The sequence below is a fragment of the Acidovorax sp. PRC11 genome (assembly GCF_031844105.1).
GTDB lineage: Bacteria > Pseudomonadota > Gammaproteobacteria > Burkholderiales > Burkholderiaceae_C > Paracidovorax.
The window spans coordinates 140,022-161,128 of record NZ_JAUZUQ010000010.1 but is presented as its reverse complement, the minus strand read 5'-3'; the positions used below and the strand labels follow the sequence as shown (position 1 = coordinate 161,128).

At 72.0% G+C, this 21,107-nt stretch carries 21 protein-coding genes; 13 read left to right on the top strand and 8 right to left on the bottom strand.

Annotated elements, in window-relative coordinates; translation table 11 throughout:
• Positions 1 to 22: 22 nt before the first annotated feature.
• Together Q9R47_RS13655 and Q9R47_RS13650 are read left to right on the top strand one after the other, a co-directional pair.
• The gene (locus Q9R47_RS13655) at positions 23 to 1,846 is read left to right on the top strand and encodes a fructose-specific PTS transporter subunit EIIC (RefSeq protein WP_311233741.1); all 1,824 of its coding nucleotides are present in this window, start codon (positions 23 to 25) and stop codon (positions 1,844 to 1,846) included.
• Positions 1,843 to 2,667, top strand: a complete 825-nt coding sequence (locus tag Q9R47_RS13650; protein ID WP_311233740.1) for a shikimate 5-dehydrogenase — start codon at positions 1,843 to 1,845, stop codon at positions 2,665 to 2,667. The genes Q9R47_RS13655 and Q9R47_RS13650 overlap by 4 nt, the downstream gene beginning before the upstream one ends.
• 49 nt (positions 2,668 to 2,716) lie before the next feature.
• On the opposite strand, the gene Q9R47_RS13645 is transcribed toward Q9R47_RS13650, so the two are convergent.
• From Q9R47_RS13645 to Q9R47_RS13635, 3 genes are all read right to left on the bottom strand, one after another.
• Positions 2,717 to 3,193 carry a hypothetical protein gene (locus Q9R47_RS13645; protein WP_311233739.1) on the bottom strand — a complete coding sequence of 159 codons (477 nt, stop codon included), beginning with the start codon at positions 3,191 to 3,193 and terminating at the stop codon, positions 2,717 to 2,719.
• 151 nt (positions 3,194 to 3,344) lie between these two features.
• Positions 3,345 to 4,520: a GGDEF domain-containing protein gene (locus Q9R47_RS13640; RefSeq protein WP_311233738.1), complete on the bottom strand. Its 1,176-nt coding sequence runs from the start codon at positions 4,518 to 4,520 to the stop codon at positions 3,345 to 3,347.
• 46 nt (positions 4,521 to 4,566) lie between these two features.
• A complete protein-coding gene (locus tag Q9R47_RS13635; RefSeq protein WP_311233737.1) occupies positions 4,567 to 6,048 on the bottom strand; it encodes an AMP nucleosidase in 1,482 nt (493 codons plus the stop codon).
• A gap of 79 nt (positions 6,049 to 6,127) precedes the next feature.
• Between Q9R47_RS13635 and dbpA the strand changes: the two genes are divergently transcribed.
• From dbpA to dtd, 5 genes are all read left to right on the top strand, one after another.
• The gene (gene dbpA / locus Q9R47_RS13630) at positions 6,128 to 7,555 is read left to right on the top strand and encodes an ATP-dependent RNA helicase DbpA (protein WP_311233736.1); all 1,428 of its coding nucleotides are present in this window, start codon (positions 6,128 to 6,130) and stop codon (positions 7,553 to 7,555) included.
• 49 nt (positions 7,556 to 7,604) lie between these two features.
• The gene (locus Q9R47_RS13625; protein ID WP_311233735.1) at positions 7,605 to 8,633 is read left to right on the top strand and encodes a tripartite tricarboxylate transporter substrate binding protein; all 1,029 of its coding nucleotides are present in this window, start codon (positions 7,605 to 7,607) and stop codon (positions 8,631 to 8,633) included.
• A gap of 8 nt (positions 8,634 to 8,641) precedes the next feature.
• On the top strand, positions 8,642 to 9,457 hold the full coding sequence (locus tag Q9R47_RS13620) for an amidohydrolase family protein (RefSeq protein ID WP_311233734.1): 816 nt from the start codon (positions 8,642 to 8,644) through the stop codon (positions 9,455 to 9,457).
• 99 nt (positions 9,458 to 9,556) lie between these two features.
• Positions 9,557 to 10,480 (top strand): cation diffusion facilitator family transporter, encoded by a 924-nt coding sequence (locus Q9R47_RS13615; protein WP_311233733.1) that lies wholly within the window; start codon positions 9,557 to 9,559, stop codon positions 10,478 to 10,480.
• Complete coding sequence (gene dtd / locus Q9R47_RS13610; RefSeq protein WP_311233732.1) at positions 10,477 to 10,941, top strand: D-aminoacyl-tRNA deacylase; 465 nt, start codon at positions 10,477 to 10,479, stop codon at positions 10,939 to 10,941. Before Q9R47_RS13615 ends, dtd begins: the two co-directional genes overlap by 4 nt.
• 58 nt (positions 10,942 to 10,999) lie before the next feature.
• Here dtd and ybeY read toward each other — a convergent pair whose 3' ends face one another.
• Both ybeY and Q9R47_RS13600 read right to left on the bottom strand, forming a co-directional pair.
• Positions 11,000 to 11,458 (bottom strand): rRNA maturation RNase YbeY, encoded by a 459-nt coding sequence (gene ybeY, locus Q9R47_RS13605; RefSeq protein ID WP_311233731.1) that lies wholly within the window; start codon positions 11,456 to 11,458, stop codon positions 11,000 to 11,002.
• Positions 11,459 to 11,479: 21 nt separating this feature from the next.
• Positions 11,480 to 12,430, bottom strand: a complete 951-nt coding sequence (locus Q9R47_RS13600; RefSeq protein WP_311233730.1) for a PhoH family protein — start codon at positions 12,428 to 12,430, stop codon at positions 11,480 to 11,482.
• Positions 12,431 to 12,478: 48 nt separating this feature from the next.
• Between Q9R47_RS13600 and ruvA the strand changes: the two genes are divergently transcribed.
• The 6 genes from ruvA (at position 12,479) to Q9R47_RS13570 (ending at position 18,446) form a co-directional block, all read left to right on the top strand.
• The gene (ruvA, locus tag Q9R47_RS13595) at positions 12,479 to 13,051 is read left to right on the top strand and encodes a Holliday junction branch migration protein RuvA (protein WP_311233729.1); all 573 of its coding nucleotides are present in this window, start codon (positions 12,479 to 12,481) and stop codon (positions 13,049 to 13,051) included.
• 97 nt (positions 13,052 to 13,148) lie between these two features.
• Positions 13,149 to 15,086 carry a trypsin-like peptidase domain-containing protein gene (locus Q9R47_RS13590; RefSeq protein WP_311233728.1) on the top strand — a complete coding sequence of 646 codons (1,938 nt, stop codon included), beginning with the start codon at positions 13,149 to 13,151 and terminating at the stop codon, positions 15,084 to 15,086.
• A gap of 41 nt (positions 15,087 to 15,127) precedes the next feature.
• Positions 15,128 to 16,201 carry a Holliday junction branch migration DNA helicase RuvB gene (gene ruvB / locus Q9R47_RS13585; RefSeq protein WP_311233727.1) on the top strand — a complete coding sequence of 358 codons (1,074 nt, stop codon included), beginning with the start codon at positions 15,128 to 15,130 and terminating at the stop codon, positions 16,199 to 16,201.
• A gap of 232 nt (positions 16,202 to 16,433) precedes the next feature.
• A complete protein-coding gene (locus Q9R47_RS13580) occupies positions 16,434 to 17,048 on the top strand; it encodes a tail fiber protein (RefSeq protein ID WP_311233726.1) in 615 nt (204 codons plus the stop codon).
• Between the two features lie 155 nt (positions 17,049 to 17,203).
• A complete protein-coding gene (locus Q9R47_RS13575) occupies positions 17,204 to 17,815 on the top strand; it encodes a tail fiber protein (protein WP_311233725.1) in 612 nt (203 codons plus the stop codon).
• Positions 17,816 to 17,834: 19 nt separating this feature from the next.
• Positions 17,835 to 18,446, top strand: coding sequence for a tail fiber protein (locus Q9R47_RS13570; RefSeq protein ID WP_311233724.1), 612 nt, complete (start codon positions 17,835 to 17,837; stop codon positions 18,444 to 18,446).
• A 66-nt stretch (positions 18,447 to 18,512) separates the two neighbouring features.
• On the opposite strand, the gene Q9R47_RS13565 is transcribed toward Q9R47_RS13570, so the two are convergent.
• From Q9R47_RS13565 to Q9R47_RS13555, 3 genes are read right to left on the bottom strand one after another with little or no spacing between them, the layout of a single operon-like run.
• Positions 18,513 to 19,691 (bottom strand): DSD1 family PLP-dependent enzyme, encoded by a 1,179-nt coding sequence (locus tag Q9R47_RS13565; RefSeq protein ID WP_311233723.1) that lies wholly within the window; start codon positions 19,689 to 19,691, stop codon positions 18,513 to 18,515.
• Positions 19,675 to 20,313 carry a histidine phosphatase family protein gene (locus tag Q9R47_RS13560; RefSeq protein WP_311233722.1) on the bottom strand — a complete coding sequence of 213 codons (639 nt, stop codon included), beginning with the start codon at positions 20,311 to 20,313 and terminating at the stop codon, positions 19,675 to 19,677. Before Q9R47_RS13560 ends, Q9R47_RS13565 begins: the two co-directional genes overlap by 17 nt.
• Before the next feature lie 37 nt (positions 20,314 to 20,350).
• Complete coding sequence (locus tag Q9R47_RS13555; RefSeq protein ID WP_311233721.1) at positions 20,351 to 21,058, bottom strand: DUF4136 domain-containing protein; 708 nt, start codon at positions 21,056 to 21,058, stop codon at positions 20,351 to 20,353.
• Positions 21,059 to 21,107 lie beyond the last annotated feature (49 nt).

Below are 21,107 nucleotides of genomic sequence, written 5' to 3'. Positions count from 1 at the left end.
CGCCATTCAGGAGACACACACCATGGCCCAACTCATCGCCATCGCCGCGAGCCAGGCCGGCCCGGCGCACAGCTTCATGGTGGCCGAGGCGCTGCGCGCCGCGGCCGAATCGCTCGGGCACCGCATCGCCGTGAGCGTGCACAGCAGCCTGGGCACGCAGGGCGGTTTCAGCGACAGCGAACTCGCGGGTGCCGCCGCCGCCATCGTCGCGGCCGACATGGCCGTGGACCGTCAGGAACTGCTGGGCACCGCGCCTGCGCCCGTGCACGAGGTCGCTCCGGGCGACGTGCTGGCAGACGCCGAGCGCGTGGTGCGGGGCGCACTGGCCCGTGCGGGCGCCGCGCCTGCGCAGGCCCCCGCCGTGCCGGTGCCGTCCGCGATGCCTTCCGCCTCGGGCGCCGCCGCAGCGGCTCCTCCGCAGGGCCCGCTGCGCATCGTCGCCATCACCTCCTGCCCCACCGGCGTGGCCCACACCTTCATGGCCGCGGAGGCGCTGGAGCAGGGCGCGCGGGCGCTGGGCCACACCATCAAAGTGGAAACGCAAGGCTCGGTGGGCGCGCAGAACACCTTGACCGCCGCCGACATCGCCGCGGCCGATCTGGTGGTGATCGCTGCGGACACGCAGGTCAGCCGCGACCGCTTCGCCGGCAAGCGCCTCCACGCCACCGGCACCAAGGCCGCCATCCACGATGCCGCGGCGGTCTTCGCCCAGGCGCGCGCGCAGGCCCAGGTGTGGGGCGGTGCCGACGCGTCCGTGCCCGCACCGGGCGCCGCCGCATCCGCCGCACCGGCAGCCGGCGCGGGCAAGCGGGAGTCCACCGGCGCCTACAAGCACCTGATGACGGGCGTGTCCTTCATGCTGCCCTTCGTGGTAGCGGGTGGGCTGCTGATCGCGCTGGCCTTCGCGCTTGGCGGTATCTACGTGTACGACGATGCCCACCAGGGCACCCTGGGCTGGGTGCTGTTCCAGGTGGGGGCCAAGGCGGGCTTCGCGCTCATGCTGCCGGCGCTGGCGGGCTATATCGCCTACTCCATCGCCGACCGGCCCGGCATCGCGCCCGGCATGATCGGCGGCATGCTGGCCGGCACGGTGGGTGCGGGTTTCCTCGGCGCGATCGCGGCGGGCTTCATCGCGGGCTATTCCGTACACTGGCTGAACCGCGCCATCCGCCTGCCGCGCGGGCTCGACGGGCTGAAACCCGTGCTGATCCTGCCGCTCCTGGGCGCGGCCATCGTCGGCGTGCTGATGATGATGGTGATCGGCGCGCCCATGGCCGCCGTGATGGGTGCGCTCACCGACTGGCTCAAGGGCCTGCAGACCGGCAGCGCCGTGCTGCTGGGCGTGATCCTGGGCGCCATGATGGCCTTCGACATGGGCGGGCCGGTGAACAAGGCGGCCTACGTCTTCTCCACCACGCTGATCGCGAGCGGCGTGGCCACCCCGATGGCCGCCGCCATGGCCGCCGGCATGACGCCGCCGCTGGGCATCGCGCTGGCCTGCTGGCTGTTCAAGAGCCGCTTCACCGCCGAAGAGCGCGAGGCCTCCAAGGCGTCGGCCGTGCTGGGCCTGGCCTTCATCACCGAAGGCGCCATTCCCTTCGTGGCGCGCGACCCGCTGCGCGTGATCCCGGCCTGCGTGCTGGGCTCCGCCGTGGCCGGCGGCCTCTCGATGGCGTGGAACATCGGCCTGCAGGCACCGCACGGCGGCGTGTTCGTGCTCGCCATCCCGAACGCGGTGAACCACGTGGTGCCGTATGCGGGCGCCATCCTCGCCGGCACGGTGGTGACGGCGCTCGCGCTGGGGCTGTTCAAGAAGCGCCTGGCGGCGCCGGGGGCGGTGGCATGACGCTGCGCCTGACCCGGGAGACGCAGCTGTGCATGTCCCTGAGTGCGCGACCCAGCAACTTCGGCACGCGCTTCCACAATTTCCTCTACGAGGAGCTGGGCCTGGACTACGTCTACAAGGCCTTCAGCACCACGGACCTGCCGGCCGCGATCGCCGGCATCCGGGCCCTGGGCGTGCGCGGCTGCGCCATCTCCATGCCCTTCAAGGAGGCCGTGATCCCGCTGGCCGACGGGCTGGCCCCGTCCGCGGCGCGGCTGCAGTCGGTGAACACGCTGGTGAACGACGGCGGGCGCCTTATGGCCTACAACACCGACTACCTTGCCGTGCGGGCCTTGCTGGAGCACCATGCGGTGCCGCGCGGCCTGCGGGTGGCGATGCGCGGCAGCGGCGGCATGGCGCGCGCGGTGCTGGCGGCGCTGGTGGATGCGGGCTTTGCGCGGGGCACGGTGGTCGCCCGCAACGGGGCCGCAGGCCGTGCGCTCGCCGCCGCCCATGGCTACGGCTGGCAGGACGGGGCGGATGCCATCGAGGCCGATGTGCTGGTCAACGCCACGCCCATCGGCATGGCGGGCGGGGCCGAGGCCCGGGCGCTGGCGTTCACGCCGGCCCAGGTGGCGGCGGCGGCCTGGGTGTTCGACGTGGTGGCGATGCCGGCGGAAACCCCGCTGATCGCCGAGTCCCGCCGCCAGGGCCGCCCGGCCATCACCGGCGCGGAAGTGATCGCGCTGCAGGCGGCCGAACAGTTCACGCTCTACACCGGCGTGCGCCTGACCGGCGAGCAGGTCGCGCGGGCTTCGGCCTTCGCCCGGAGCGGCTGCTAGCCGCCGTCCTGCCCGGCCCGCGCGCCGTGCCGCAGCGCATGGCCAGCGGCTAGCGCCGTGCCCGGGCTCCGGCTTCGCTGACGCGGTAGCCGCCACCCGGCTCCACGCGCACGGTGAACGTGTGCAAGCGGTCGTCCTCGTCATGCTCGTAGCGGGCCTTCACCGTGATCGCGATGGCCGCGCCGCGCGCACGGCACTGCACGGATTCGAAGCGGTACTGCCGGTGGTCGTCGTTCAGCTCGGGGAAGGCAAGCGTTTTCGTGGTGCGTGATGCCTCGCCCTGCAGCGGATCGGTCACCCATTGCACGTACAGCTCGCTGCCCGCGCCCTCGTGCACGTTCGCCTCCACCACGCGGTAGGTGCCCTGCCGGCCGGCCTCCTGCCATTGGCCGCACGGCAGCACCTGGCGCACGAAGGCGGGCAGGGCCTCCACCTGCGCGCGCATCCAGGAGTCGGCTGCATGCGACGGAAGCACGGCCAAGGCCATGCAGGCGAGCGCGAAAAGTCTTGCGTGTGGTGACACCATTGCGCTGTACTCGCTTCGATTTCGTTCTTCCAGGATACCTGGGGATGCCGGCAGATCTCGCGCGTCGAAATGCCCAGCGTGGATGTGAGCTCTGCCACCAGCCATGTCAGCGACACCTGCGATGTCATTCTCGGCGCACAGGGTGCATGCGCTATCCGGGCGCGTCCCGCACCTGCAGCCGCCCCCGACCAGTGCGCTTGGCCTCGTACAGCGCATCGTCGGCACGCGCCAGCAGGTCGGCGAGCAGCGTGGCCACGGCGACCTCCCGGAGGTCCGGCGGGGCCGCCGCCAGGGTCGAGGCCCCCGCGCTGTAGCCGACGGGGAATCCCACGGCCGTGGGGCTTTCGGCCGCCAGCCGCGCACGCAGACGGCGGTCGAAGCTCTCCGCCGCGCGGTCCCCGGGGGCGTGCGCGAGCAGCACGGCGAACTCCTCGCCGCCGATGCGGCCGGCCACGTCCCCCGTTCGCGTCGCGTCCTGCAGCAGCCGCGCGAAGAACACCAGCACGTGGTCGCCCGTGCCGTGCCCGTGCAGGTCGTTCACGCGCTTGAAATGGTCCACGTCCAGCATCACCGCGGTCACGCGCAGCCCGTGCCGCAGGGCATGCGCCAGGAGCGTCCGGCCCCGCACGTCGAAGCCGCGGCGGTTGAGCATGCCGGTGAGCGCATCCGTCTTGGCCAGCGCGCGCAGCTTTTCCTCGGCCTCGGTCCGCCATGCGACGAGCAGCGCCACCGTGCCCAGCACCAGCGTCACGTTGGCCGCGAGCGCGGCGGCGAGGTTCACCGGGTGCGGCGTGCGGAAGCTCGGGTAGGCGTCGGTGAAGGCCCCGAGCACGCCGCGCGCGCCTGTGAAGCCCGCCATCGCGACGAGGCAGGCGCACAGCAGCAGCCGCCAGTGCCGCGGCGAGGGATGGAGCGGCGCCAGCGTGGCGCGCGCCACCACGGCCAGCAGCGCGGCGAGCAGCAGGTTGGCCCAGCCCACGCGGAAGGCGTAGTCCCCGAAGCCGAGCGCGTAGCCGAGCGGGATCACCGCCACGAGCCAGGGCAGCCATCGGCGCCCGGGCCGCGGCCCCAGCCATTCCTGCAGTGCCGTGAAAAGGGCCCACTGGGCGGCCGCGGCACTGCCGATGGAGAGGGTGGACAGCGCCCGGTCCCAGAGATGCGAGGAGGCGATGATCGCCGCCCAGGACAGCGCCTGCAGCGCGACGCTGGCCTGCGCGCAGCGCGCGGCCCGGCTCACCCCGCGCCCCATGATGAGGGGCAGGGCGACCGAGAGCATGGCCAGGTTGGTGGCCGTGACGGCCAGCAGCGTGACGAAATCCAGCGCCATGGGCGGGCTCGGGCGGTGCGGCCAGGGGCCGCAGGCGGTGCTTCGGCTACTGGAACGCCACTTCCGCGAAGCTGCGCAGCTTGCGGCTGTGCAGGCGGCTCACGCCGCCGGCGCGCAGGATGTCGATGGCGCGCATGCCGATGCGCAGATGCTGGTCGACGCGCTCGCGGTAGAAGTGGTTGGCCATGCCGGGCAGCTTGATCTCGCCGTGCAGCGGCTTGTCGGACACGCACAGCAGCGTGCCGTAGGGGACGCGGAAGCGGAAGCCGTTGGCCGCGATGGTGGCGCTCTCCATGTCCAGCGCCACGGCGCGGCTCTGGCTGAATCGGCGCTGGGGCATGTTGTCGGGCAGCAGCTCCCAGTTGCGGTTGTCGGTGCTGGCCACGGTGCCGGTGCGCATGATGCGCTTGAGCTGGTCTTCCGGCACCCGGGTCACGTCCTCCACCGCCTGCTGCAGCGCGAGCTGGATCTCGGCCAGCGCGGGGATCGGCACCCACAGGGGCAGTTCCTCGTCGAGCACGTGGTCCTCGCGCACGTAGGCATGCGCCAGCACGTAGTCGCCCAGCTGCTGGCTGTTGCGCAGGCCCGCGCAGTGGCCGAGCATCATCCAGGCGTGCGGCCGCAGCACGGCGATGTGGTCGGTGATGGTCTTGGCGTTCGACGGGCCCACGCCGATGTTCACCATGCTGGTGCCGCTGCGGTCGGCGCGCACCAGGTGGTAGGCGGGCATCTGCGGCAGGCGCGGCGGCGGCACGCCGAGTTCGTCGCCGGCCTCGGCGGGCAGGCCGGTGCGGCGCGTGACCACGTTGCCGGGCTCGATGAAGGCCACGTATTCGCTGTCGGGGTTCGCCATCTCGGCGTGGCCGAGGCGCACGAATTCGTCGATGTAGAACTGGTAGTTGGTGAACAGCACGAAGTTCTGGAACCACTCGGGCGCGGTGCCGGTGTAGTGGCGCAGGCGGTGCAGCGAGTAGTCCACGCGCGGCGCGGTGAAGAGCGACAGCGGATGCGCCTCGCCCGCGCGCGGCTCCCAGGTGCCGTTGGCGATGCCGTCGTCCATGGCGGCCAGGTCGGGCAGGTCGAACACGTCGCGCATCAGCATGCGGCGCTCGGCCGTGAGCGTGCCCTCGATGTGGTCGTGCTCGGCGAACGAGAAGTGGATCGGGATCGGCTGGTTGCTGATGCCGACTTCCAGCTCGACGTTGTGGCTGGCGCGCAGCAGGCGGAACTGCTCGGCGTAGTAGCGTGCGAACAGGTCCGGCCGGGTGAGCGTGGTCTCGTAGCGCCCCGGGCCCTCCACGAAGCCGTAGGCGAGCTGCGTGGCCGCCCGCGCCACCGTGGTGGTCTGCACGCGAACGAACGGGTAGAAGGCGCGCACGTGCGCGGCCGGGGTCTCGCCCGCGACGAAGCGCTGCATGGCGCTGCGCAGGTGGCCGATCTGCTCCTGGTAGATGCGCTGGACCTGGGCCAGCGCGTCGGCGGGATCGGTATGGAAGGTGGGCTCGGTGAATTCTGGAATCTGGGCCATGCGCCTATTGTCCACTCCCGCCGTGTCCGGCGCGCGGGATTCGTCGGGGGGAACGCGGCCGGGCCGGGATAATCGGGCGATGCAATCCTCTCCCTCTCCATCGGCGGCCCCGAATCCCGCAGCGGGCTTCGACACGCTCGGCCTCGCGCCCGAAGTGCTGGCCAACCTGCGCCAGCTCGGCTACGACCGCATGACGCCCATCCAGGCGGCCAGCCTGCCGCCCGCGCTGCTGGGCCGCGACCTGATCGCGCAGGCCAGCACCGGCAGCGGCAAGACGGCCGCCTTCGGCCTCGCGCTGCTGGAGCGCCTCAATCCGCGCCGCTTCGCCGTGCAGGCCCTGGTGCTGTGCCCCACCCGCGAGCTGGCCGACCAGGTGTCGGCCGAGATCCGCCGGCTGGCCCGGGCGCAGGAGAACATCAAGGTGGTGACGCTCTGCGGCGGCGTGCCGCTGCGCGGGCAGATCGCCAGCCTGGAGCACGGCGCGCACGTGGCCGTCGGCACGCCCGGCCGCGTGATGGACCATCTGGAGCGCGGCACGCTCGATCTGGACGCGCTGGCCACCTTCGTGCTGGACGAGGCGGACCGCATGCTGGACATGGGCTTCCTCGACGACATCGCCCAGGTGGCGCGCCGCTGCCCGGCCACGCGCCAGACCCTGCTGTTCTCCGCCACGTACCCCGAGGGCATCGAGCGCCTCGCGCGGCAGTTCATGAAGGAGCCGCAGCGCATCGCCGTGCAGGCCCAGCATGCCGCGGGCAAGATCGAGCAGCGCTGGTACGAAGTGAAGGACCGCGAACGCCTGCATGCCGTCTCGCAGCTGCTGAACCACTTCCGGCCGGAGTCCGCGATCGCCTTCTGCAATACCAAGCAGCAGTGCCGCGATCTGGTGGACGTGCTCGCGGCGCAGGGCTTCAGCGCCCTGGCCCTGCACGGCGACCTGGAGCAGCGCGACCGCGACCAGGTGCTGGTGCAGTTCGCCAACCGCAGCTGCAGCGTGCTCGTGGCGACCGACGTGGCCGCGCGCGGCATCGACATCGCCGGGCTGCAGGCCGTCATCAACGTGGACGTGGCCCCCGATCCGGAAGTGCACATCCACCGCATCGGGCGCACCGGACGCGCCGACGCGGAGGGCCTGGCGCTGAGCCTCGCGAGCCTGCCCGAGATGGGGCAGGTGGGCCGCATCGAGGTGCTGCAGGGCCGCCCGTCGGAATGGCATCCGCTGGACGGGCTCGCGCCCGCGCCGGGCGGGCCGCTGCAGCCGCCCATGGCCACCATCCAGATCATCGGCGGCCGCAAGGAGAAGATCCGCGCGGGCGACGTGCTGGGCGCGCTCACCGGGGAGATGGGCTTCACGCGCGAGCAGGTCGGCAAGATCAACGTGAACGACTTCTCCACCTACGTGGCGGTGGAGCGCAGCGTGGCCCGGCTGGCCGCGCAGCGGCTGTCCTCCGGCCGCGTGAAGGGCCGCAGCGTCAAGGCGCGGCTGGTCGAGGACGGCGAGGGCTGACGGCTCGGACCGTCATGCCCACGTGACGAACCTCCAGGAGACCGCCCCCATGACCGACTCCCTCCGCTCCTCCTCCACCGTCCCCGCTGCGTCCGGGCGGATCTCGCGCCGCGGCGTGCTGCTCGGCGCGGCGGCCGGCGCACTGTGCGCTCCCTGGGGCGCCAGCCGCGCCGCCGCCGTCGCAGGCGGGCGCCCCGTCACCCTGGTGGTGTCCTATCCCGCCGGCGGCGGGGCCGACCTCATGGCCCGCGTCATCGCTCCGCGCATGGCCGAGGCCCTGGGCCGGAGCGTGGTGGTGGACAACAGGCCCGGCGCCAGCGGCCAGATCGCGGGCACCTTCGTGGCGCGCGCGGCACCGGACGGCACCACGCTGCTGGTGGATGCCTCGTCGTTCGCGGTGAACCCTTCGCTCTACCCGAAGATGGCCTACGACATCCAGAAGTCGTTCACGCCGCTCGCGGTGCTGGCCACCTTCCCGAACGTGCTCGTGTGTTCCGCCGGGTTTCCCGCGCGCTCGGTGCAGGACGTGGTCCGCATGGCCCGCGAGCGCCCGGGCGGCATCGCCTACGCCTCCTCGGGCAACGGCTCGGCCCAGCACCTCGCGGGCGCGCTGTTCGAGCAGCGCGCGGGCGTGAAGCTCTCGCACGTCCCCTACCGCGGCGGCGGCCCGGCGATGAACGACGTGATGGGTGGCCAGGTGCCGCTGTTCTTCGCCAACGTGGCGTCGTCCCTGGGGCACATCCAGTCGGGCCGGCTGCGCGCGCTCGCGGTGACGGCGCCCGTGCGGGCCCGGTCGCTGCCGACGGTGCCGACCATGGCCGAAGTGGGCGTGCCCCAGTACGAGGTGCTGGAGTGGAACCCGGTGCTCGCGCCGGCCGGGCTGCCGGCCGACACGCGGGAGGCGCTGGTGGGCGCCCTGCGCAAGACGCTGGCCGATGCCGAGGTGCTGGCGCGCGTGCGCGCGCTCGGCGGCGACGTGTTCCCCGATGCCTCGCAGGCCAGCGCCGGGAAGTTCATCCAGGCGCAGCAGGCGCAGTGGGCCCGGGTGGTCCGCGAGCGCGGCATCTCCGTGGGGTGAGCCGCGTGGTGGCGTCCTTCCCCCACCCGCCGGAAGCGGCCGCCGCGGCGCACTGGGATGCGCATGTGCATGTCTTCGATGCCGGCGCGCCCACGCAGCCGGGCCACTACCGCCCGGCGCACCACCCGATCGAACGGATCGAGGCCCTGGCCGCCGCCCACGGCGTGGGGCGGCTGGTGCTGGTGCAGCCCAGCGTGTACGGCACCGACAACGGCGTGATGCTGCAGGCGCTCGCGCAGCGCCCCGGCCGGCACCGCGGCGTCGCGGTGGTCGATCCCGCCATCGGCGATGCGGAGCTGGACCGGATGCATGCGCTCGGCGTGCGGGGCATCCGCTTCAACCTCGTTTCTCCGGTCGGCAACGGCCCGCGTGACCTGGATGCGCTCGCGCCCCGCCTGCGCGAGCGCGGCTGGCACGTGCAGTGGTATGCGCGGCCCGGCGACCTGGAGGCCATCGCGCGCTGGCATGCGCGGAGCAGCCTGGGCTGCGTGCTCGACCACCTGGCGGGCCTGCATGCGGAGCTGCCGGCGATCGATCCGGCATGGGACGCGTTCGCGCGCCTGGCGGAGGCGGGCGCCTGGGTGAAGCTGTCGGGCTGGTACCGGCTGCGCGCGCAGGCGCCCTACATGGCGCTGCGGGCGCACGTCGAGCGCGTGGCGCGCTGCATGCCCGGGCGCATGGTGTGGGGCTCGGACTGGCCGCACACATCGTTCGAGGCAGGCCGCCAGCCGGACTACGGCAGCGTGTGGAACCCCGTGGTGGAGGTGCTCGGCGCGGCGGCGGCCGAGGCGGTGCGGATGAACGGCGCGGCGCTGTACGCGTGAGTCCTGTCGGGCAGAATCACGCCACACGCCCGCACCCACCATGACCGCAGCCCCTCCACCGATCCGCCGCCGGCGGCCCGCCCCGCCGGGAGTCTCCGCATGAAGCCCCTACCTCCACGCACGCTGCTCTGGATCTCCGTCGGCGTGGCGTTCGCCACCATCGGGCTCAAGGGCGCCGCCTGGTACCTGACCGGCTCGGTGGGCCTGCTGTCGGACGCGCTCGAATCGTTCGTGAACCTGGCCGGCGCCATCTTCGCGCTCATGATGGTCACGGTGGCCGAGCGCCCGGCCGACGGCGACCACCCCTTCGGCCACCACAAGGCGGAGTATTTCTCGTCGGGCTTCGAGGGCATCCTGGTGCTGGGCGCGGCGCTGGCCATCCTCTGGGCCTCCGTGCACCGGCTGATGCTGCCCGCGCCCATCGAGCAGCTGGGCTGGGGCCTGGCGCTGTCGGTGGCCAGCTCGGCGCTCAACGGCCTGCTCGCCTGGATGATGCTGCGCTCCGCCCGCGCCCACCGCTCGGTGGCGCTGGAAGGCGACGCCCGGCACCTGATCACGGACGTGTGGACCTCCGCCGGCGTGGTGGCCGGCATCCTCGGCGTGATGGCCACCGGCTGGCTCTGGCTCGACCCGGTGGTGGCGATCGCCGTGGCGCTCAACATCGCCCGGGAGGGCGGGCGCCTCGTCTGGCGCGCGTCGCAGGGCCTGATGGACGAGGCTGTGGAGCCGGAAGAGCGCGCGGCGATTGATGCCGCGCTGGCCGATTTCACCCGGCGCCAGCCCGGCGTGCGGTTCGACCACGTGGCCACGCGCCGCGCGGGGCGCCGCCGGCACGTCTCGCTGCACCTGCACGTGCCGGGCGACTGGAGCCTGGCCCGGGCCGCGCGCCTGCGCGCCGCGGTGGAGCAGGCGCTGGTGGATGCCGTGCCCGGCCTGCGCGCCACGATCGAGCTGCTGCCCACGGGCATGGAGGCGGTGGCCACTCCGATGGAAGACGACGAAACGAGGAGCCTGCACCCATGATGGGCCTGCTGCAGCGCGTGCGCGAGGCGCGCGTGGAGATCGACGGAGCCGCCGTGGGCCGCATCGGCCCCGGCCTGCTGGTGCTGGTGTGCGCCGAACGCGGCGACACCGCGGCGGAGGCCGACCGCCTGCTGGACAAGCTGCTCAAGCTGCGCATATTCGCCGACGAGGCCGGCAAGATGAACCGCAGCGTGCAGGACACGGGCGGAGGCCTGCTGCTCGTGAGCCAGTTCACCCTGGCGGCCGACACGCGCGGCGGCAACCGGCCGAGCTTCACGCAGGCCGCCGCGCCGGACGATGGCCGCCGGCTCTACGACCACTTCGTGGCGCGCGCCCGGGCCCTGCACCCGGTGGTGGAAACCGGGCGCTTCGCGGCCGAGATGCAGGTGCACCTCGTCAACGACGGGCCGGTGACGATCCCGCTGCGGATCGCCCCGCCGGGCACCCCCAACGGCTCCTAGAACGGCTCGCAGAGCCCAGCGAAGCGGTTCCGGCCCGGAAGGATTCTGCGGGCCGTTCTCAACCCGCGTAGGGATCGGCGAAGCCCAGCTCCTCCATGATGGCCGTCTCGTAGGCCTCCATCTCGTCGGCGTCCTCGGTGCTGGTCTCGTGGTCCCAGCCCTGGGCGTGCAGGGTGCCGTGCACCAGCAGGTGGGCGTAGTGCTCGTGCAGCGCCTTGTTCTGCTCGCGCGCCTCGCGCTCGACCACCGGCGCGCAGAGCACGAGGTCGGCCATCACCACGGGTTCCTGCGCATAGTCGAAGGTGAGCACGTTGGTGGCGTAGTCCTTGTGCCGGTACTCGCGGTTGAGCGCCTGGCCCTCCTCGGCATCGACGATGCGCACGGTGATTTCGGCATCGCTGGAGAGCGCGTGGCGGATCCAGCGCGCCACGGCGTGGCGGGGCAGGGCGGCGCGGTGCGTCTCCACGCCGGGAAAGCGCGCGAACTGCAAGGAAAGGGAAAGCTGGTTCAGTGCCATGTCGGTGCGGCAGGCGCCAAATCAGGCGGCCGGGGTGCGGCTGCTGCGCTGGGCGTCGTAGGCATCCACGATGCGCGCCACGAGCGGATGCCGCACCACGTCGGCGGTGGTGAAGCGCGTCACCGCGATGCCCTTCACGCGCTTGAGCACGCGCTCGGCGTCGATCAGGCCGCTCATCGCGCCCTTGGGCAGGTCGATCTGGCTCACGTCGCCCGTCACCACCGCCTTGGCGCCGAAGCCGATGCGCGTGAGGAACATCTTCATCTGCTCGGGCGTGGTGTTCTGCGCCTCGTCGAGGATCACGAAGGCATTGTTGAGCGTGCGCCCGCGCATGAAGGCGAGCGGCGCGATCTCCAGCGCGTTGCGCTCGAACGCCTTCTGCACGCGGTCGTAGCCCATGAGTTCGTAGAGCGCGTCGTAGAGCGGGCGCAGGTAGGGATCGACCTTCTGCGTGAGGTCGCCGGGCAGGAAGCCCAGGCGCTCGCCGGCCTCGACCGCGGGGCGGGTGAGCACGATGCGCTGCACCGCGCTGCGCTCGAGCGCGTCGACCGCGCAGGCCACGGCGAGATACGTCTTGCCGGTGCCGGCCGGACCGATGCCGAAGGTGATGTCGTGGCTGGCGATGTTGTCGAGGTACACGCTCTGCACGGGCGTGCGCGCGCGCAGGTCGGCGCGGCGCGTGTTGAGCACCACGGCGCCGTCGGGCGCCTCCCGCAGGGCACCGTCGCCCGCGAGCATGAGCTGCACCTGCTCTTCCGTCACGGGCCGGTCGGCGATCTCGTAGATCGCCTGCAGCAGCTCCATCGCCTGGGTGGCGCGGGCCTTGGGCCCGTCCACCTTGAACTGCTCGTGCCGGTGCGCGATGCCGACGGACAGCGCCGCCTCGATCGTGCGCAGGTGGGCATCGGCCGGGCCGCACAGGTGCGTGAGCCGGGTGTTGTTGTGGGGGGTGAAGGTGTGGCGCAGGATCACGCGGATAATTCCGGTTGGACGTCGGCAGGACGAAAAGACAGGACGAAGATGATAGGCAAACTCACCGGCACGTTGCTGGAGAAAAACCCGCCCGAGGTGCTGGTGGACTGCCATGGCGTGGGCTACGAGGTGCAGGTGCCCATGAGCACCTTCTACCACCTGCCCGCCGTGGGCGAGCGCGTGCAGCTGCTCACGCAGTTCATCGTACGCGAGGATGCGCAACTGCTCTATGGTTTCGGCAGCGCGCCGGAGCGCCAGGCCTTCCGGGAGCTCATCAAGATCTCGGGCGTGGGGCCGCGCACGGCGCTGTCCATCCTCTCGGGCATGGGCGTGGACGACCTCGCGCAGGCCGTGTCGCTGCAGGAGAGCGGCCGGCTCGTGAAGGTGCCCGGCATCGGCAAGAAGACCGCGGAGCGGCTGCTGCTGGAGCTCAAGGGCAAGCTCGGCGTCGACATCGGCGTGCGCCCCGAGGCCGCGAACGACGCGCAGGCCGACATCCTGCAGGCGTTGCTGGCGCTGGGCTACAACGACAAGGAAGGTGCCGCCGCGCTGAAGGCGCTGCCGAAGGACGTGGGCGTCAGCGACGGCATCAAGCTGGCGCTCAAGGCGCTGGCGAAGTGAGAAAAACCGGGTCCCGGACGCATTGCAACGCGGCCGTGGCACATTGTCGGGTCGAGGCGGCGCATGGTGCCCGCCGAAATACAACAGGAGGATGGCCATGGATTTCAGGCGGGCAAGCATTCGATCGGTGATTCTGCTGGGGGCCGCGGCGCTCCTGGCGGCCTGCGGCGGCGGCGGTGGAGCGGACACGGCAGCCGCCGCGGCCGCGCCCGCCACGGCTGCGGCCCGGGCGGTGGTGTGGAGCGTGGATGCGCTGGAGCAGCCCGCCACCGCCGCGCAGGACACCGTCCGCGTGAAGGACCTGGGTGCGCGCCCGCCGGTGGTGCCGGCCCGCGTGGCGCTGGGTGCGCTGCTGGAGTCGCGCAGCGAGGCCGCGTCCTCGGGCGTCGGCGCGCGCCAGATCGGCAGCGTGCGCGCGGTGGCCGACACGGCCACCCCCGCCGGGCTGTCGGCCCAACTGCAATGGACGCCCACCGCGGCCGGCGGCCGCGTCGCCGCGATCAGCGTCTCGGCGCAGGAGGCCCATGGCCTGCGCCTGGGCGTGCTGGTGCGCGCCCTGCCGGGCGGAGCGCAGCTGCGCGTCTACCGCCAGGACCGCCCCTCCGCCGTCTATGAGATCTCGGGCCAGGAGGTGCTGCAGTCGATCGACCGCAACATCGCGGCCGGCGACACCTCGGACGCGGCCCGCACCTGGTGGACGCCCGATGCCGGCGGCGACGAGGCCACGCTCGAGATCGAGCTGCCGCCCGGCACGCCCGCCAGCGCGCTGAACATCGCGATCCCGCGGGTCTCGCACATCTACACCGATCTCTCCCTGCCCTCCGCCGACGACGGCGAGCAGGCCAAGATCAACGAATCGGGCACCTGCAACCTCGACTCCACCTGCTACGACAACTACGCCAGCCAGCGCAACGCCGTGGCGCGCATGGTCTTCGTGCGGCCCGACGGCAACGCGTACGTCTGCACCGGCACGCTGCTGAACGACCGCGACGGCACGCGCACGCCGTATTTCATCTCGGCCAACCACTGCTTCTCGTCGCAGACCGTGGCCTCCACGCTGCGCACCGACTGGTTCTACCGCGCCCCGAGCTGCAACAGCCGCACGCTGTCGTCCAGCGCCGCGGCGCGCACGGGCGGCGCCACGCTGCTGTACGCGAACTCCAGCACCGACACGCTGTTCGTGCGGCTCAACGAGACGCCGCCGGCCGGCGCCGTGTTCGCCGCGTGGAACGCCGGCGCGCAGCCCCTCGGCAGCGCGGCGGTGGGCATCCACCATCCCCGGGGCGATCTGCAGAAGATCTCGTTCGGCTCCATCACGTCGCTGAGCTCCTGCAGCGCACTGAGCGAGTCGAGCACCAGCTTCTCCTGCAGCGGCACGTCGGGCAACTACTACCGCGTCGGCTGGACCGACGGCGTGACCGAGGGCGGCAGCAGCGGCTCCGGCCTCTTCGTGAACGGCGCGCTGGTCGGCACCCTGTACGGCGGCAGCGTCACCTGCACGGCACGCAACGGCTCCGATTACTACGGCCGTTTCGACGTGGCCTACGGCGCGGCGCTGCAGCAGTGGCTCTCGCCGGCCGCCAGCACGAACGGCCGCACCGCCGTCTACCGCTTCTTCAACGGCAGCACGGGCGCGCATTTCTACACGTCCAGCGCCGGTGAGCGCGACTTCGTGCAGCAGACCTACCCGGCGTTCAGCTACGAAGGCGTGGTCTTCTATGCCTACGGCAGCCCGACGGCGGGCCAGAATGCGGTCTACCGCTTCTTCAACACCTCGACGGGCGCGCACTTCTATACCATCGATGCCGGCGAGCGCGATTTCGTGCGCGCCACCTACCCGGCGTTCCAGTACGAAGGCCCCGCGTGGTATGCCCAGACGGCGGCCGGCAACGGCTCCACGGCGATGTACCGCTTCTTCAACACGAAAACCGGCACGCACTTCTACACGATCAGCCAGGGCGAGCGCGATTTCGTGATCGCGACCTACCCGGTCTTCAAGTACGAAGGCCCGGTGTACTACGCCTGGACGAACTGACGGTCCGGCGGCGCTTGGCCTTCTTCCCGCTTTCCGCACCCATGAGCATCCAGACCGACGATTTCGCCCCCGTGCCCCCGCCCAAGCGGGTGGTCTCCGCCGCCCCCGCCTCCCCGCAGGAGGAGGCGCTGGAGCGCGCGCTGCGGCCCAAGCTGCTGCAGGAGTACGTCGGGCAGGCGAAGGCGCGCGAGCAGCTGGAGATCTTCATCGGGGCCGCGCGCAAGCGCGAGGAGGCGCTGGACCACGTGCTGCTGTTCGGCCCGCCCGGGCTGGGCAAGACCACGCTCAGCCACATCATCGCGGCGGAACTGGGGGTGAACCTGCGCCAGACCAGCGGCCCGGTGCTGGAAAAGCCAAAGGACCTGGCGGCGCTGCTCACCAACCTCGAGAAGAACGACGTCCTGTTCATCGACGAGATCCACCGCCTCTCGCCGGTGGTGGAGGAAATCCTCTACCCCGCGCTGGAGGACTACCAGATCGACATCATGATCGGCGAGGGGCCGGCGGCGCGCAGCATCAAGCTCGACCTGCAGCCCTTCACGCTGGTCGGCGCCACCACCCGCGCCGGCATGCTCACCAACCCGCTGCGCGACCGCTTCGGCATCGTCGCGCGGCTGGAGTTCTACACCCCCGATGAGCTCGCGCGCATCGTGCGGCGTTCGGCCGGGCTGCTGCAGGTTCCGATCGACGCGGAAGGGGCGTTCGAGATCGCGCGCCGCTCGCGCGGCACGCCGCGCATCGCCAACCGGCTGCTGCGCCGCGTGCGCGACTATGCCGACGTGAAGGGCGACGGCCGCATCACGCAGGACATCGCCGAGCGCGCGCTCGCCATGCTGGACGTGGACCCGCAGGGCTTCGACGTGATGGACCGCAAGCTCCTGGAAGCCGTGGTGCACCGCTTCGACGGCGGCCCGGTGGGGCTGGACAACATCGCCGCGAGCATCGGCGAGGAGCCCGGCACCATCGAGGACGTGATCGAGCCCTACCTGATCCAGCAGGGCTACCTGCAGCGCACGCCGCGCGGCCGCATCGCCACGCTGGCGGCGTTCCGGCACCTGGGCGTGGCGCCCACCCGCCAGCACACCGACCTGTTCGGCGGACTGCCGGCCGCCTGAGGCGCGGCGGGCATTGCGGTGTCCACCTTCCATCTTGGCGCCTGCCGGCGGAGGCCGCAAGCGTTCCATTCCGGGTGTTGCCGCAAGGCGTCATTCGGGGAAATCCCGTGCGTTTTGCCATGGGCTTGGTGTCTACTGCGATAACCAGCCGCTATGCGCTGCATCGAAAAATATGCATTGCACTAAGGCTGGCCGCGAGTAGCAATCAACGAACGGACGAGAGGGAATTACGATGGATCCGATCCTTGGGCAGATCATTCTGTGGGCCACGCCGTGGATCCCACGCGGCTGGGCCATCTGCGATGGCACCTTGCTGAGCATCCAGCAGAACGCGGCGCTGTTCTCGCTGATAGGCACGTCCTACGGCGGCAACGGCGTGAGCACGTTCGCGTTGCCCGACCTGCGCAACCGGGTGCCCGTGGGCTCGCAGAACGCCACGAACATCGCCGTCACCAGCGGCGCGCCCACGGCCTCCACCACCGCCAGCGTCACGCTGGCAGCGAGCCAGCTGCCGCCCCACACGCATGCGGTGACCGCTGCCGGCAGCGGCAAGCTGAGCGTCGCCATTCCGGCGAATGCCGGCGCGACCGCGGACACCAACGCGCCGGCCAGCGGTCTCGTGCTCGGCAAGGGAATGGCCGGCAACTCCGCCACGAAGATCTATACCGCGACGGCGTCCGATACCACGCTCAAGCCCTTCGACGTGGACCTGCCTGCGCTCACGGCGCAGCCCTCCAGCACGCCCGCAGCGCCCGTGAGCATTCCCGTCACGGTGAGCACGCTGCAGCCGGGCATCACGCTGAACTTCATCATCGCCACCGAAGGCATCTACCCCTCCCGCAACTGAGGGGGCAGGCGCGCGCGGTTTCCGGTCCGGCCGGAGGCTGCGCTGCGTCCCGTCGAAACCATCCGCCAGGGGACCGCAGGGGCCGTGGAGCGGCGCGTCCCGCGGCATGCGCGCGGGCCATTCCAGACAATGTTCAACCGAAAGTGAGGGAAATCATGGATGAGGCGTATATCGGCACGATCGTGCTGTGGGCGGGCAGCTGGGTGCCCCGCAACTGGGCGCTGTGCGACGGCACGCAGCTGAAGATCATGGACTACCAGGCGCTGTACTCGCTCATCGGCGTGCGCTACGGCGGCGATGCCCGCACGACGTTCAACCTGCCCGACCTGCGCAACCGCGTGCCGATGGGGCTGCAGGTCGCCTCCCAGGCGCCGGGCGCCACCGGAGCGGCATCGCAGAGCGTCGTCGTGGCGGGCGCCGCGACCGGCATGATCGCGGCCAACCAGCTGCCGCCGCTGACCGGCACGGCCTCGGTGCAGATCCCGGCGAACAACGCGCCGCTCGCCGCGAACCTCACCGACACTCCGGGTCCCACCGGCGTATTCGCCAAGGGCGGGGCCGGCAACAACACCGCGAAGATCTACACGAGCGATGCGGCCAACACCAACCTCAAGCCCTTCGATGTGCCGGTCACCATCGCGTCGGGCTCGGCGCAGCAGCCCCTCTCCCTGCCGGTGTCGCTGACGGGGCAGGTGAGCACGATCCAGCCTTCCCTGACGCTGAATTTCATCATCTGCCTGCTGGGTCTGTACCCGGACCGTCCCTGAATCGGAAAGGGGAACGACGATGGATGAATCCTATATCGGCACCGTTCTGCTGTGGACCCCCGGCTGGGTGCCGCGCGGCTGGGCCCTGTGCGACGGCTCCGTGCTGAACATCACGCAGAACCCGGCGCTTTTCGCGATCCTCGGCAACCGCTTCGGCGGCGACGGGCGGACCACCTTCCAGCTTCCCGACCTGCGCAACCGCGTGCCGATGGGGCTGGCGCAGGTGGACGCGGCTCCGGGCCCCACGGGCGCGGCGTCGCACTCCGTCGTGCTCTCCGGGGCGGCGGCAGCCATGCTCGCGGCCAACCAGTTGCCGCCGGTCGCGGGCACGATGTCCGTGCAGGTGCCGGCGAACAACGCGCCGGTGGCGGCGAACACCACCGACACCCCCGGCCCCACGGCCGTGCGCGACAAGGGCATGGCGGGCAATGCCAATCTCAAGGTCTACTCGTCCGACAACGCCAACACGAACCTCAGGCCGTTCAACGCGGCGGTCACGGTGGCGGCGGCCCAGCAGCAGCCCCTGTCCCTGCCGGTGGCGGCCAACGGTATGGTGAACACGGTCCAGCCCTCGCTGACGGTGTCCTTCATCATCTGCGTGCAGGGCCTGTTCCCGCCCCGTCCGGATTGACGCTCCGGCGAGGATGACGGCGCCGCGGACTGCCCGGTCGGGCGGGCCGCGGCGCCTTCTCGTTCGTCAGGTCACGGCGCCGCGCGCGTCCACGCGCAGGATGCGCTCCACCACGCCGTGCGCCAGCCCGCCGCGCACGCCGATCAGGTGGCCGTGCAGGTTCACCGTCGGATCGCAGTGGCCGGGAACGAGCCAGAGCATGCGGCCGATGGCCGGCAGCCGCGCGCGGTCGCCGTCCGCGAACAGCAGGCCGTGCTCGTCGCCGCCGTTGGCATAGCGCAGGGCGCGCCCGGGCGGCAGGAAGGCCACCTGCGGCAGGCCCGAGTCGATCGCATGGCTCTTGTGGCCGGCGTCGCACACCGCGTGCGTGTCGCGGCAGGAGATCACCTGGGTCTTGATGAACAGCGCATGCTCGAAGGCCGGCTGGGCGGGCTCGCGCTCGTTGGCGGCGTAGTCGGCGTCCATGAACAGGAACGACCCGGCCTGCAGCTCGCCGTAGACGCCGCTCGCGGCCTCGTGCACCAGGGTGCCGGTGCCCGCGCCGGTGACCAGCGGCACGGCCAGGCCGGCCGACTCGATGGCGCTGCGCGTGGTGCGTGCGGCCGCCACGGCCGCGGCGATGGCGTCCCGGCGCGCGGCCGCGCCGCGCAGGTGCTGGGCATGGCCCTGGTAGGCGTGCAGGCCCGCGAAGCGCAGCCGCGCGTGCCGCGCCACGGCCTGCGCGAGCGGCACCGCGGCCTCGCCCGGCGGCACGCCGCAGCGGCCCTGGCCGACATCGATCTCCACGAACACGTCGATGACCGCATCGCCCGCGGCGCCGTCCATCGCCTCGGCCAGGCGTGCGATGCCCTCGGCGCTGTCCACCGCGATGGCGAGGCGCCCGCCGCGCGCAGCGAGCTGCTGCGCCAGCCGCGCCACGCGCAGCAGCTTGGCGGGCGCGATCACTTCGTTGCTGATGTAGAGGTCCGCCACGCCGCCGGCGGCGAGCGCCTCGGCCTCGGACACCTTCTGCACGCAGGCCCCCGTGGCGCCGGCCTGCTGCAGCTGCAGCGCCAGCTCGGCGCACTTGTGCATCTTGGCGTGCGGGCGCCAGCGCACCTGGTGCTTGCGCGCGAACTCGGCCATGCGCTGGATGTTGCGCTCCAGGGCGTCGAGATCGACGACGGCGGCGGGGGTGTCGATCAGGTCCACGCGCTGGCCGATGGTGGCGTGCAGCGCGGCGGCGGTGTCAGGCATGGTTTTCATCGCGGGCGGCGTCTTCCAGGTGCTGGGTGTCGGCCCAGCCCACGAGGGTGAGCCCGTCTTCGGTCCAGAGCAGGCGGTTGATGGCGGCGTTCGCCAGCAGCCAGGTGCGCGGCGCCTGCAGCTCCTGGCCGGTGGCGGCGCGGTAGAGCACGTCCATCACGCCGCCGTGCGCCACGAGCACGATGAGCTCGCCCGGGTGTTGGCGGGCGAGGGCGTGCGTGGCGGCGGTGATGCGTTCGCGGAAGGTGAGCAGCGATTCGCCGCCCTCGGGCTCGAACTGCGGATCGCGCTGCCGCCAGCGGCGGGCCTGATCGGGCAGCTCTGTTTCGATCTCGCGGAAGGTGCGGCCTTCCATGAGCCCGAAGGCGCGCTCGCGCAGCCGCACGTCGGTGGCGAGCGGCGCGCCCGTGGCGTCGGCGACGGCCTGGGCCGTGGCATGGGCACGCCGCAGGTCGCTCGCGTAGATCGCGGCCACGGGCTCGTCCGCGAGGGCCCGGCCCAACTGGCGGGCCTGCCAGAGGCCGGTGTCGTTGAGGGGGATGTCGAGGTGTCCCTGGATGCGCGTGTCGACGTTCCAGGCGGTCTCTCCATGGCGGATGGCGATGATGCGGGTGGCTTGCATGCGGTGGGGGCGGCGCGCTCGGCGGACAGGCCCCGGCTCAGGGCTTCACGACCGTTCCCGGCACGGCGGGCACGGCCGGTGCGGCGGCGGGGGACGGGGCGGGCGCGTACGCCTGGCCGGCCGGCGCGATCGTGGTGCGCACCTGCCGTGGCCCGGCGGGCGGGTTCGGGAAGCCGGTGAGGGCCGCATCGAACAGGATGCCGAAGATGGCCGGATCGTCCACCCAGACGTCTTCGTAGGTGGCCGAGGTCTCGTAGAGGATCTTCTGGGTGGCGGCATCGCGCATCACCAGGCTCGCCTCGCGGCGGTAGAGCGTGGGCGGGCGGTCCATCATCCAGCCGGTGCCCATGCCCCAGCCCCAGCCGCCGCGGCCCCATCCAAGGCCCCAGCCGAATCCGGGGTAGGCAGGGCCGTAGTAGGGCCACGAGGCGGGCCAGGTGGTGGCGGCGTTCGCGCCGATCTGCAGTACCAGCCGGGCGTTGGTATCGTCGCGCTGCAGGCCCACCCGCGCCAGCGACTGCTGCGCCAGTGCCTCGATCGGCGCGAACTGCACGGCCTGCGCCTGCTGCGAGGGCAGGCGTTCGAGCCGGTAGGTGGGCGGCGAGGGCAGGCCCGGCAGGGTGGAGAAGGTGGACACGGTGCTGTCCACCGTGCGGGTGCTGGCGCAGCCGGCCAGCACGGCGGCGGCCAGCAGCAGCCAGAAGCAACGGAAGAGCCGGGGCAGTCCGGCGGCGGTGGCGTTCATGGGCGGTCTCCTGGAATCCGGTACGGAAGGGCGGGCGTCACGGTCGCTC

Bases quoted from the DNA above. Each gene is read 5' to 3' on its own strand.
- Q9R47_RS13635 (WP_311233737.1), bottom strand. From the start codon at position 6,048: ATGGCCCAGATTCCAGAATTCACCGAGCCCACCTTCCATACCGATCCC.
- ybeY (WP_311233731.1), bottom strand. From the start codon at position 11,458: ATGGCACTGAACCAGCTTTCCCTTTCCTTGCAGTTCGCGCGCTTTCCC.
- dbpA (WP_311233736.1), top strand. From the start codon at position 6,128: ATGCAATCCTCTCCCTCTCCATCGGCGGCCCCGAATCCCGCAGCGGGC.
- Q9R47_RS13580 (WP_311233726.1), top strand. From the start codon at position 16,434: ATGGATCCGATCCTTGGGCAGATCATTCTGTGGGCCACGCCGTGGATC.
- Q9R47_RS13555 (WP_311233721.1), bottom strand. From the start codon at position 21,058: ATGAACGCCACCGCCGCCGGACTGCCCCGGCTCTTCCGTTGCTTCTGG.
- ruvA (WP_311233729.1), top strand. From the start codon at position 12,479: ATGATAGGCAAACTCACCGGCACGTTGCTGGAGAAAAACCCGCCCGAG.
- dtd (WP_311233732.1), top strand. From the start codon at position 10,477: ATGATGGGCCTGCTGCAGCGCGTGCGCGAGGCGCGCGTGGAGATCGAC.
- Q9R47_RS13645 (WP_311233739.1), bottom strand. From the start codon at position 3,193: ATGGTGTCACCACACGCAAGACTTTTCGCGCTCGCCTGCATGGCCTTG.
- Q9R47_RS13575 (WP_311233725.1), top strand. From the start codon at position 17,204: ATGGATGAGGCGTATATCGGCACGATCGTGCTGTGGGCGGGCAGCTGG.
- Q9R47_RS13650 (WP_311233740.1), top strand. From the start codon at position 1,843: ATGACGCTGCGCCTGACCCGGGAGACGCAGCTGTGCATGTCCCTGAGT.
- ruvB (WP_311233727.1), top strand. From the start codon at position 15,128: ATGAGCATCCAGACCGACGATTTCGCCCCCGTGCCCCCGCCCAAGCGG.
- Q9R47_RS13640 (WP_311233738.1), bottom strand. From the start codon at position 4,520: ATGGCGCTGGATTTCGTCACGCTGCTGGCCGTCACGGCCACCAACCTG.
- Q9R47_RS13615 (WP_311233733.1), top strand. From the start codon at position 9,557: ATGAAGCCCCTACCTCCACGCACGCTGCTCTGGATCTCCGTCGGCGTG.
- Q9R47_RS13565 (WP_311233723.1), bottom strand. From the start codon at position 19,691: ATGAAAACCATGCCTGACACCGCCGCCGCGCTGCACGCCACCATCGGC.
- Q9R47_RS13625 (WP_311233735.1), top strand. From the start codon at position 7,605: ATGACCGACTCCCTCCGCTCCTCCTCCACCGTCCCCGCTGCGTCCGGG.
- Q9R47_RS13590 (WP_311233728.1), top strand. From the start codon at position 13,149: ATGGATTTCAGGCGGGCAAGCATTCGATCGGTGATTCTGCTGGGGGCC.
- Q9R47_RS13655 (WP_311233741.1), top strand. From the start codon at position 23: ATGGCCCAACTCATCGCCATCGCCGCGAGCCAGGCCGGCCCGGCGCAC.
- Q9R47_RS13560 (WP_311233722.1), bottom strand. From the start codon at position 20,313: ATGCAAGCCACCCGCATCATCGCCATCCGCCATGGAGAGACCGCCTGG.
- Q9R47_RS13570 (WP_311233724.1), top strand. From the start codon at position 17,835: ATGGATGAATCCTATATCGGCACCGTTCTGCTGTGGACCCCCGGCTGG.